Below are 10,193 nucleotides of genomic sequence, written 5' to 3'. Positions count from 1 at the left end.
ATTCTCTTAGTGAAAATAGGATTGGCTGAATTTGATTGTTGATTTAAAGTTGGCAGTTGTTTTCAAGTTGAATATTCGATTTACATAATGAATCATCAGGGCTGACTGAATAATACTGCCCGAGCTATAAACGATCGCTAATCCAATTATGCCGAAATATATGAATGCCACACTTCCTCCGGCGATCATCAGTACACCGCTGACAATAGAGATTCGCATGGTGATATGTTGTTTTTGCAACATGACCAAGACCATGCCGGCGGTTCCAGCGAAGGTCTGAATAACTTGAGCGAAGCCGAGAACGATAAATAGAAAGTAAGCTTCTGAATACTCTTCTGGCCAAGCCATTGCAATAATGAGTTGACCTAAAATGGCAAATAATAGATAGCCCGTGATTGCCATTCCCGTTGCTACACCCGCACCGATACCCATCACTTTTTGCAAGTAACGTTTTTTTCGTCGAACCCACAGACGCCCAATTGATGGTGCGATGACTGTATTGACTACTGCCAAGGGAATTATCACCAAGATAGCAAGCCGTGATGCCAGGCCATAGATTGCTACGTCAGCGGTGCTGCCAAAGAAAACAATGATCCACAAGTCTGCTTGAGCTATGATAAATAGCACGCTTGTGGTGGTAAGGTTAGGTATGGTTTGCCACAATATTTCGGAATAACTTACAGTTTCTTTGGTTTCCCCATCATGAGTATTGTGCCAGCGCCACAGGGAATATCCACCCAGTAATGCGGTACATAAAACACCAAGAACTCCCGAAAAGAGAAGGGTGTCCAATGAAAGTGTTATCTTTGACTGCCAGGCAATAATGACGGCAGCAGCGCTGGCGACAGCAGTACCAACCACCAGGAAACTCGCCTGAACAAAGTGTCCTAAAACCCGGTGTTGCTCGGATAGTAAAGTTACCGTGGCAGCTAACATCATACTGATTGAGATAAGTGGTGCTAATTTCTGCAGCGCGCCTGTCAACTCTGAGTGCAACAGGTTTTCCAGTACCGTTAGAGTTATCAAAAAAGTAACCGCGAACAGACTTGCCGCTGAGCATCCAATGATTAAAGTGCGCCGTAAAGTTTGCTTTACCCTGGCAGTGTCTTTATCACCGATGGCTCTGGAGATAATAGCTGGAGCTGTAATGCTTAAACCTAACTGACCCAAAGTGGCAAGCGCTGCTATTATGGATTGGCACAAAAAAAACAAGCCCACGGACTCTTGCTTCATAGTGAGTGGCAGTAGAATTCCGGTCAGGGCCCCGGTACCAAGCAGGAGAAATCGACCGACGATGGCTGCAGCACTCGCAGCCACTGGAGAGGATAGAGCGCTGATATTTTTCTTCGCAGTCATTTATTGAGATTTCGCAGCAGGTCATAATGCAGCTGCCGATTTTCACGTTTTTTCAATGCCCTGTCTACAGCCAGGGTCCTCCAGTTCTAACCGATCGGCGGAGGCTGTGATTCCTGCCGTGGCTGACCAAACTTGCTCGCCTGGAAAATGCTGCGGTTGGTGACTCGGCAATCCACAGGCTATTTTAGCAACGCTAAAGGGGGTGGAATCAGTTCCATTCACTGCCTCTTGACGGAGCGCTACCTGGTTTCAATCATCCCATTGACCTATTGATGGTGCATCTTCTCAAGGCGCTACACGCAACTCTTATAGTTAATCTTTCTGTTTTTATTTAATTTCCGGTATTGCTAAATAATTTATTCGGAAAGATTCGCGATTTAAATATAATTTTTTGGGACATGCTTCGTTCATCGCATTGCTGCTGGAATCGTACTGCCAGCTCCTGCGTTTACATTGAAGAAAGTTATCTGGCCAAACTCATTCATCTCGACGTTTGATTGTTTCACATCCCGCAACAGACACATTTTTGACATCCTCCTGCGTCACCCGGTTTGAGGAAGCCGTTTTGGAAAAGCTGCTTCCTCAACCAATGTCATGGGGCGCCATTTATGTGTACGGACTATTTCTACTCCCAGGTTTTTGCCCTGCTCACCAGCACCTCTTTTACCGCGAATGCAGCGCCTGCAGCGAGGCCAGAGTCTACCAAGGCTCCGATGTCGATGAAGGCTTCAGCGAATGCGCAATCTGGAACGGTGGTTTTTGACAAGGCCGATGCGCCGACGTTGCAGCGAGAGTTACCCAGTATTTGGGGAGAGCAAGGCTTCGGCGATTGTTGCGTATCGCGAAAGTAATGGTCTGCTTGTGTCCTTCGACGAGGTGTTCGAGGTGAAAGGTATCGACAAGGCCTTTCAAGATAAGAATCGCGAGAAGCCTCGGTTGAACTAAGCTTGTAAATCAGCCTTGGAGGCCGGTCATTGACCGGCCTTTTTTCATTTTTGCGACTGCTGCGAGGTTTTGCCTTCCGTCGACAATGAAAAAATTACGACTGTCATATGTCGATTAGATTATGTGTATAATAAATACGCCGCTCGTCCAGGCACGCTGAGACTCAAGCGCTTATCTATCCCTCTGGCATCTCCCAGGAGCCAAGTCATGACGTCCATTCAGTCCCAAGGCACCGCCCTCATCACTGGTGCCTCTTCCGGTATCGGTGCGATTTACGCGCAACGGTTGGCAGCGCGAGGTTTTGATTTGTTGCTGGTTGCTCGTGACCAGGAGCGGCTTGAAGCAGCGGCAAGCGCGCTGCGCAATGCTCATGGGGTTCAGGTGGAGGTGCTCAAGGCAGATCTGACGCAGAAGGACGACGTGCTGAAACTTGAACAGCGTCTGCGCAGCGATTCGAGTATCAGCCTTTTACTGAACAATGCCGGCGTAGCCGCGGATGGCTTGTTGGCCAACGCCGATACCGATCAACTGGAGCGAATGATTCAGTTGAATGTTACAACGGTGACGCGATTGGCATCGGCCGCGGCGGCCAGTTTTGCCAAGGCGCGCCGGGGTACCATCATCAACATTGCTTCTGTGGTAGCGCTGTTTCCCGAACGCTTCAACGCCACCTACAGCGCCAGCAAGGCCTATGTATTGAGCCTGACCCAGTCGTTGAATGCCGAACTCGATGGCACCGGGGTCAAGGTCCAGGCCGTATTGCCTGGGGTGACACGCACCGAAATCTGGGAACGCTCCGGTATCGATGCTTCGCAGATTCCGGCCGAGATGGTCATGGAAGCGGGCGAGATGGTCGACGCGGCACTGTCGGGTCTGGATAAGGGCGAGTTGGTCACCATTCCTTCGCTGCCGGATGCCGCCGACTGGGATGCCTTTGTTGCGGCACGCCTTGTGATGGCGCCCAATCTTTCCAAAAGCAAAGCCGCTGCGCGTTACAAATGAAACGCCCCTAATCGACTGAGGTATTGCGGTATGAGTGATCGTCGTGTGGTTGTAACGGGCATGGGCCTGGTGTCGCCGCTGGGGAGCGGTGTCGAGGCAGTCTGGACGCGGCTGTTGGCCGGGCGTTCCGGGCTGCGCAATTTACCGCAAGAGGTGGTTGCCGACCTGCCGGCCAAGGTTGGCGGTGCAGTGCCTGCGTTGGCTGACGATCCGGAGGCGGGGTTCGATCCGGATCGGGCAACCCCACCCAAGGAACAGAAGAAGATGGACCGCTTCATCCTGTTCGCCATGGAAGCGGCGCGTCAGGCACTGGAGCAAGCCGGCTGGCAAGCATTGGACGCCAATGCCCAGGAGCGCACGGCCACCATCATCGGTTCAGGTGTAGGTGGTTTCGGCGCGATTGCCGATGCGGTGCGCACCACCGATAGCCGTGGTCCGAGACGTTTGTCTCCATTCACTATCCCTTCATTTCTGGTCAACCTCGCGGCAGGTCACGTGTCAATCCAGCATGGCTTCAAAGGGCCATTAGGTGCGCCGGTCACGGCATGTGCCGCCGGGGTTCAGGCGATTGGCGATGCGGCGCGGTTGATTCGCGCGGGTGAGGCGGATATCGCGGTGTGCGGTGGTGCGGAAGCGGCGATCGATCGGGTCAGTCTTGCCGGGTTTGCGGCTGCTCGTGCCTTGTCCAGCGCTTACAACGAAACGCCTGAGCGCGCTTCGCGACCTTTCGACAGTGGTCGCGATGGCTTTGTCATGGGAGAAGGGGCCGGGCTGCTGGTCATCGAATCTCTGGACCATGCGCTGGCCCGCGGCGCCAAGCCCCTGGCGGAACTGGTCGGTTACGGCACCAGCGCCGATGCCTTTCACCTGACCGCCGGCCCCGAGGACGGCAGCGGTGCGCGGCGAGCGATGTCGTTGGCATTGGCTCAGGCCGGTGTTTCACCGGCTCAGGTTCAGCATCTGAATGCTCATGCAACCTCGACTCCGGTAGGTGATCTAGGTGAGCTGGCGGCGATCAAGGCGTTGTTCGGTGCGCAAAACGGCATCGCCGTGACATCGACCAAGTCGGCGACCGGGCATTTGCTCGGTGCAGCGGGTGGGCTCGAAGCGATCTTTACGCTGCTGGCGATTCGTGACCAGATCGTGCCGGCGACTCTCAATTTCGAGAACCCGGACCCTGCCACTGAAGGTGTCGACATCGTTCATGGCAACGCGCGGCCGATGGCCATCGAATACGCGCTGTCCAACGGCTTCGGATTTGGCGGGGTCAATGCCAGTGTGCTGTTCAAGCGTTGGCAGGATTAATCCTGTGAATGTTTGAGGTGATCGCGTGCGACGTCGAGAATCCGTTGGGCAAACTCGGCGTCGGCAACGCTGCGCGATAACAGCAAGGCGCCGACCAGCGTCGACATGATGACGATGCTGCGGTCGGCGGTGCGCTCACCGTCAAGGGTGTGCTGGATCTGATCGAGTCGCGCCTGGAGCACGACGTCGCTGGTTGGACTCGGTTGACCACGCAGCCCCAGTTCCGAAGAAATGGTCAGCAGCGGGCAGCCCTCGTGAGGCGAGGTTTGATGCCATTCGGACAGATAAGCGTCGATGAAGGCTTCGAGTGGATGCTCCTCGGCGAAAATTTGCGCGCACAACTTGTCGACTTGTTCGCCAGCCTCTTGCAAGGCTTTTTCCACCAGTTCGTCTTTGGACTTGAAGTGCGAGTAAAAGCCACCGTGGGTCAAGCCCAGTGCTTTCATCAGGGGTTGCAGCCCCGTCGCGCCGATACCGTCGCGTCGAAATCGCGCTGAAGCTTCTTTGATTATGCGTTGGTGGGTCTGGGCTTTATGGTCCTGCGAGTAACGCATCTGATATCTCCGCATCAATGCGGCCCATATTAACCAATGAAAATTGCATGGTGACTGTACTTCTACTTCTAAAAAGCATGCAGATGCTTCGATATGGGCACAAAAGCGACATGATTTCAGGAGATTCCACGCAAAAACAAACCCCGCCGTTCAAGGCGGGGTTTTCAGTCAGCGGTCCTGCGCTTCCTTGGCGTCCATTTCCGCATTGCGTTCGGCGACGCGTTTACGTTGCTCTTCGGTCAGTTCGACCTTGTTGGCGGTGTCGCGCAGCATCATCAGACCACCAACGATCGAGCCGATAGCAACGACCAGAATCAACCAGGCATACCAGGGCATAGGACTCTCCTTGAAAAGCAGGCGGTCGGCGAGGGCTCGCCAACCGATCGTGCATACCACTTTGAGTGATGGGGTTTCATCGCAGTTCCATCGCTATCACCCCCATTCTATGCCTGTTGTTCGAGGTTCACTCGAACGCTTTCAAAGTCCGGTCAGCATCGCATCCGCCGGTGCGTCGGCACGCAATTGCGCGGTGAGCATGAAGTACACGAAACCTGCCGCCATGAAGCCCAGGAAGATCAGGCCGATCAACGTGTTGAACCAGGCCATCGCCACCAGGCACACCACCGCCAGCATCAGTGCAATGAACGGCACCAGCGGGTAGCACGGGGCGCGGAAGGTGCGCTCCAGGTTCGGCTCGGTTTTACGCAGTTTGAACAGGCTGAGCATGCTCATGATGTACATCACGATGGCACCGAACACGGCCATGGTGATCATTGCGGCGGTCAGCGTCATGCCGCCGAGGTTGATCAAGCCGTCGCTGTAGATGGCTGCAATGCCGATCACACCACCGGCGATGATCGCCCGGTGCGGAGTTTGGAAGCGCGACAGTCTGGCCAGGGACACCGGCAGGTAACCGGCCCGGGCGAGGGCGAAGAACTGCCGCGAGTAGCCGAGGATGATCCCGTGAAAACTCGCCACTAGACCAAACAGGCCGATCCACACCAGCATGTGCAGCCAGCCCGAGCTTTCGCCGACCACGGTTTTCATTGCCTGTGGCAGCGGGTCGTTGATGTTCGACAGGGCGCGCCAGTCGCCGACGCCACCGGCGAAGAACATCACACCCATCGCCAGCAGCACCAGGGTCAGAATACCGCTGATGTAAGCCTTGGGAATCGTGCGCTTCGGGTCCTTGGCTTCTTCGGCGGCCATGGCTGCGCCTTCGATGGCGAGGAAGAACCAGATGGCAAAGGGGATCGCCGCGAACATCCCGGCAATCGCCGGAGCATCGAACACGTCGGAACCGGCCCAGCCATTGAGGGCGAAGTTGCTGAAGCTGAACGCGGGGGCGACTACGCCCATGAACACCAGTAATTCGGCGACGGCCAACACGCAGACCACCAGTTCGAAGGTCGCTGCCAGTTTCACACCGAGGATATTGAGGCCCATGAACACAATGTAGGCACCGACTGCCGCGTGTTTCGGGTCAAGGGCTGGAAACTGGACATTGAGGTAGGCGCCGATGGCCAGGGCAATCGCCGGCGGGGCGAAGACGAATTCGATCAGTGTCGCCAGCCCGGCGATCAACCCGCCTTTTTCGCCAAAGGCGCGACGGCTGTAGGCAAAGGGACCGCCGGCGTGAGGAATGGCAGTGGTCAGCTCGGTGAAACTGAAGATGAAGCAGGTGTACATGGTGGCGACCAAAAATGAGGTCACCAGAAAGCCCAAAGTCCCGGCCACGCCCCAGCCATAACTCCAGCCGAAATACTCCCCGGAAATCACCAGCCCAACCGCAATGCCCCACAAGTGCAAGGTGCCCAGCGTGGGTTTGAGTTGTGTGTTCATGTTTTTGCTCCCTGAGTGGTTTGGAAAGCTCGGGGGAGGCCAGTGCAGTGGGCGTGCCATTTCACGATGGTGCGTCGTAATAGGATGAAAGGCGTCGTATCGGGGATGTTCGCCACAGAATGCGCGAATTTTGTGCGTCAGTCAGGGGCGGCGCTGGTGTAAATGCCGCTTTCGCGAGCAAGCCCGCATGCCCGCTACCCGACACCGTTGCAACGCGCAGGTTTGGTATTTCAATGCAGGTGCGGGCAGCGGTTGATGCTCAGGCTTGCTGAGCGAGGCACTCGCGCAACGCCGTTTGCCAGTCAGGTTGACTGACACCCCAATCGCGTTGCAAGCGACTGCAATCCAGGCGCGAGTTGAGCGGCCGGGCTGCGGGTGTCGGGTAGTCGCTGGACGGGATCGGTAACAGGTCGGCGCAGGGCTTGCCCTGTTGTCGCAATGCTTCGCCGATCGCCTGTGCGAAGCCGAACCAGGAGGTTTCACCTTGAGCGGTCAGATGATAAGTACCCCAGTTGGCAACTTCGTTCGCCTGCCAGCGTTCGATCAGGGCAAGGGTGCTATTGGCGATTGTACCGGCCCATGTAGGGGCGCCGATTTGATCGGCGACTACGCGTAACTCCGGTTTCTCTTGCAGCAAACGCTGCATCGTCAGCAGAAAGTTACGGCCATGAGTTGAATAGACCCAACTGGTACGCAGGATCAGGTATTTACCTTGCACGTCCCTGATTGCCTGCTCACCGGCCAGTTTGCTCTTGCCGTACACCCCAAGCGGATTGGGCGTGTCGTCCTCGTTGTAAGGTCCGGCTTTACTCCCGTCGAATACATAGTCCGTGGAGTAATGTATCAACGGGATGTCGAGAGCCAGCGCTTCTTCGGCAAGGATGCCGGGAGCTACCGCGTTTATGGCAAAGGCTGATTGCGGCTCGCTTTCTGCCAGATCAACCGCTGTATGGGCCGCGGCGTTGATGATCAGATCGGGCCGGACGTTTTGCACCTGACGGCGAATCTGATCGGGTTGCGCAAGGTCGAGCTGATCGCGACCCAATACGATCAGCTCGCCGGCAGCCCCCAGTCGCCGTTGCAATTCATGTGAAACCTGACCGTGTCGGCCATTGATGAGTATTTTCACGGGAACAGTCCAGTCTCGTTACCGGGCGAATCGGGCTCGCACAGGTTCATTGCTCTTCCCCCGCCAGTTTGGCCAGGTACTGGCCATACCCGGTTTTGCCGAAGTACCGGGCGCGCTCCAGCAACTGTTCGCGGTCGATCCAGCCATTTTCATAGGCGATCTCTTCGAGACAGGCGACTTTGAGGCCTTGGCGGTGTTCGATGGTTTGTACGTACTGAGAGGCTTCGAGCAAGCTGTCGTGGGTGCCGGTGTCGAGCCAGGCGAATCCTCGACCAAAACGCTCGACCTGCAGATCACCACGTTGCAGATAGGCATTGTTGACGTCGGTGATTTCCAGCTCGCCGCGAGGCGAAGGCTTCACCGCCTTGGCGATCTCGATCACATCGTTGTCGTAGAAATACAGGCCGGTAACGGCATAGCTGGATTTCGGCTTTTTCGGTTTTTCTTCGATCGAAAGCGCACGGCCATCTTTGTCGAAATCGATCACGCCGAAGCGCTCGGGGTCTTTGACCCAGTAACCGAACACAGTGGCACCGCAAGTGCGTTTTGCCGCGTTCTGCAATTGTTCGCCAAAGTGCTGACCATGGAAAATGTTGTCGCCCAGGATCAGGCACACGGGGTCATCGCCAATGAACTCTTCGCCAATCAGAAAAGCCTGGGCCAGACCGTCCGGTGAGGGCTGCTCGGCAAAGCTGAAATTCACCCCGAACTGGCTGCCGTCACCCAGCAGATTGCGATATTGGGGCAGATCCTGCGGGGTGGAGATCAGCAGAATATCCTTGATACCGGCCAGCATCAGCACCGAGATCGGATAGTAGATCATTGGCTTGTCGTAGACCGGCAACAGCTGTTTCGACACTCCAAGCGTAATCGGGTGCAGGCGCGTGCCCGAGCCACCCGCCAAAACGATGCCTTTCATCATGCGAGCAGCTCCTTGGGGTTGATGGCGCCAAGGCGTTCGCCCTGATAGCTGCCGTCTTGAACGCGGCGGCACCATTCCATATTGTCCAGATACCATTGAACGGTTTTGCGCAGGCCGGTTTCGAAGGTCTCTTCGGGTACCCAGCCCAGTTCGCGTTCAATCTTGCTGGCGTCGATTGCGTAGCGCAGGTCATGACCAGGGCGATCCTGGACGAACGTGATCAGGTCGGCGTAATGCGCAACGCCCTCAGGCTTGTGCGGTGCCAGTTCTTCAAGCAGGGCGCAGATGCCACGTACCACGTCGATGTTCTTTTGTTCGTTGTGCCCGCCGATGTTGTAGGTCTCGCCGACGGTGCCGGTGGTCACCACTTTGAGCAGTGCCCGGGCGTGATCTTCGACGAACAGCCAGTCGCGCACTTGCAGGCCATTGCCATACACCGGCAGCGGCTTGCCGGCCAAAGCATTGAGGATGACCAGCGGAATCAGTTTCTCGGGGAAGTGGAACGGCCCGTAATTGTTCGAGCAATTGGTCAGCAGCACCGGCAAGCCATAGGTTCGCTGCCAGGCACGGACCAGGTGGTCGGACGCTGCCTTGCTGGCGGAGTAGGGCGAGCTCGGCGCGTAGGGCGTCGTTTCCGTAAACAGATCGTCGACACCGTGCAGGTCGCCGTAAACCTCGTCAGTGGAAATGTGATGAAAGCGGAAGGCGCTTTTCTCAGGCTCCGGGAGGGCTTGCCAATAGGCGCGGCTGGCTTCGAGCAGGCTGTAGGTGCCGACGATGTTGGTCTGGATGAATTCCGATGGCCCGTCGATGGAACGATCGACGTGGGACTCGGCTGCCAGGTGCATGATTGCGTGAGGCTGGAAACGCGCCAGCACTGCACTGACGGTCGCCTGATCGACAATATCGGCTTGAACGAACTCGTAGCGAGTGTCGTTGGCAATGCTGGTCAGCGACTCGAGATTGCCGGCATACGTCAGTTTGTCCAGGTTGAGCACATCATGCTCAGTGTGTTGAATCAGCTCGCGGACAAGGGCCGAGCCTATGAAACCGGCTCCGCCGGTAATAAGGATACGCACGTTGGGCCAGCCTTCTTCAGAAATGCGAATAGCGGTAGCTTGCAGGCGCGAGCGGGGAG

General features: G+C 56.2%; 9 protein-coding genes and 1 pseudogene. 3 read left to right on the top strand and 7 right to left on the bottom strand.

What is annotated here, in order from left to right:
- Positions 1-6: 6 nt before the first annotated feature.
- Positions 7-1,356, bottom strand: coding sequence for a lipopolysaccharide biosynthesis protein (locus AC1DWG_RS16780; RefSeq protein WP_477788046.1), 1,350 nt, complete (start codon positions 1,354-1,356; stop codon positions 7-9).
- A gap of 608 nt (positions 1,357-1,964) precedes the next feature.
- Between AC1DWG_RS16780 and AC1DWG_RS16775 the strand changes: the two are divergent.
- From AC1DWG_RS16775 to fabF, 3 genes and pseudogenes are all read left to right on the top strand, one after another.
- Positions 1,965-2,301 (top strand): annotated as a pseudogene (locus AC1DWG_RS16775) (ComEA family DNA-binding protein).
- Positions 2,302-2,508: 207 nt separating this feature from the next.
- Positions 2,509-3,303 carry an SDR family NAD(P)-dependent oxidoreductase gene (locus AC1DWG_RS16770; RefSeq protein ID WP_477764735.1) on the top strand — a complete coding sequence of 265 codons (795 nt, stop codon included), beginning with the start codon at positions 2,509-2,511 and terminating at the stop codon, positions 3,301-3,303.
- Positions 3,304-3,333: 30 nt separating this feature from the next.
- The gene (gene fabF, locus AC1DWG_RS16765) at positions 3,334-4,608 is read left to right on the top strand and encodes a beta-ketoacyl-ACP synthase II (protein WP_477760140.1); all 1,275 of its coding nucleotides are present in this window, start codon (positions 3,334-3,336) and stop codon (positions 4,606-4,608) included.
- On the opposite strand, the gene AC1DWG_RS16760 is transcribed toward fabF, so the two are convergent.
- The 6 genes from AC1DWG_RS16760 to rfbB all read right to left on the bottom strand — a co-directional run bounded on the left by AC1DWG_RS16760 (position 4,605) and on the right by rfbB (position 10,134).
- Positions 4,605-5,162: a TetR/AcrR family transcriptional regulator gene (locus AC1DWG_RS16760; protein WP_477764734.1), complete on the bottom strand. Its 558-nt coding sequence runs from the start codon at positions 5,160-5,162 to the stop codon at positions 4,605-4,607. The two genes, fabF and AC1DWG_RS16760, sit on opposite strands and share 4 nt — an antisense overlap.
- 168 nt (positions 5,163-5,330) lie before the next feature.
- Complete coding sequence (locus AC1DWG_RS16755; RefSeq protein WP_079246726.1) at positions 5,331-5,498, bottom strand: DUF2897 family protein; 168 nt, start codon at positions 5,496-5,498, stop codon at positions 5,331-5,333.
- 141 nt (positions 5,499-5,639) lie between these two features.
- Positions 5,640-7,004, bottom strand: coding sequence for an ethanolamine permease (gene eat, locus AC1DWG_RS16750; protein WP_477764733.1), 1,365 nt, complete (start codon positions 7,002-7,004; stop codon positions 5,640-5,642).
- A gap of 259 nt (positions 7,005-7,263) precedes the next feature.
- Positions 7,264-8,133, bottom strand: coding sequence for a dTDP-4-dehydrorhamnose reductase (gene rfbD / locus AC1DWG_RS16745; RefSeq protein ID WP_477788045.1), 870 nt, complete (start codon positions 8,131-8,133; stop codon positions 7,264-7,266).
- Between the two features lie 46 nt (positions 8,134-8,179).
- Complete coding sequence (gene rfbA / locus AC1DWG_RS16740) at positions 8,180-9,055, bottom strand: glucose-1-phosphate thymidylyltransferase RfbA (RefSeq protein ID WP_477764732.1); 876 nt, start codon at positions 9,053-9,055, stop codon at positions 8,180-8,182.
- A complete protein-coding gene (gene rfbB, locus AC1DWG_RS16735; protein WP_477764731.1) occupies positions 9,052-10,134 on the bottom strand; it encodes a dTDP-glucose 4,6-dehydratase in 1,083 nt (360 codons plus the stop codon). Before rfbB ends, rfbA begins: the two co-directional genes overlap by 4 nt.
- Positions 10,135-10,193 lie beyond the last annotated feature (59 nt).

It is taken from the genome of Pseudomonas sp. P4_B3 (assembly GCF_056402295.1).
Note: the sequence above shows the minus strand (reverse complement) of the source record. Positions and strands in the feature narration are given on the sequence as shown.

What these genes read in the sequence shown, in the direction of transcription:
- AC1DWG_RS16780 (WP_477788046.1), bottom strand. Translation starts at nt 1,356, where the DNA reads ATGACTGCGAAGAAAAATATCAGCGCTCTATCCTCTCCAGTGGCTGCG.
- AC1DWG_RS16770 (WP_477764735.1), top strand. Translation starts at nt 2,509, where the DNA reads ATGACGTCCATTCAGTCCCAAGGCACCGCCCTCATCACTGGTGCCTCT.
- fabF (WP_477760140.1), top strand. Translation starts at nt 3,334, where the DNA reads ATGAGTGATCGTCGTGTGGTTGTAACGGGCATGGGCCTGGTGTCGCCG.
- AC1DWG_RS16760 (WP_477764734.1), bottom strand. Translation starts at nt 5,162, where the DNA reads ATGCGTTACTCGCAGGACCATAAAGCCCAGACCCACCAACGCATAATC.
- AC1DWG_RS16755 (WP_079246726.1), bottom strand. Translation starts at nt 5,498, where the DNA reads ATGCCCTGGTATGCCTGGTTGATTCTGGTCGTTGCTATCGGCTCGATC.
- eat (WP_477764733.1), bottom strand. Translation starts at nt 7,004, where the DNA reads ATGAACACACAACTCAAACCCACGCTGGGCACCTTGCACTTGTGGGGC.
- rfbA (WP_477764732.1), bottom strand. Translation starts at nt 9,055, where the DNA reads ATGATGAAAGGCATCGTTTTGGCGGGTGGCTCGGGCACGCGCCTGCAC.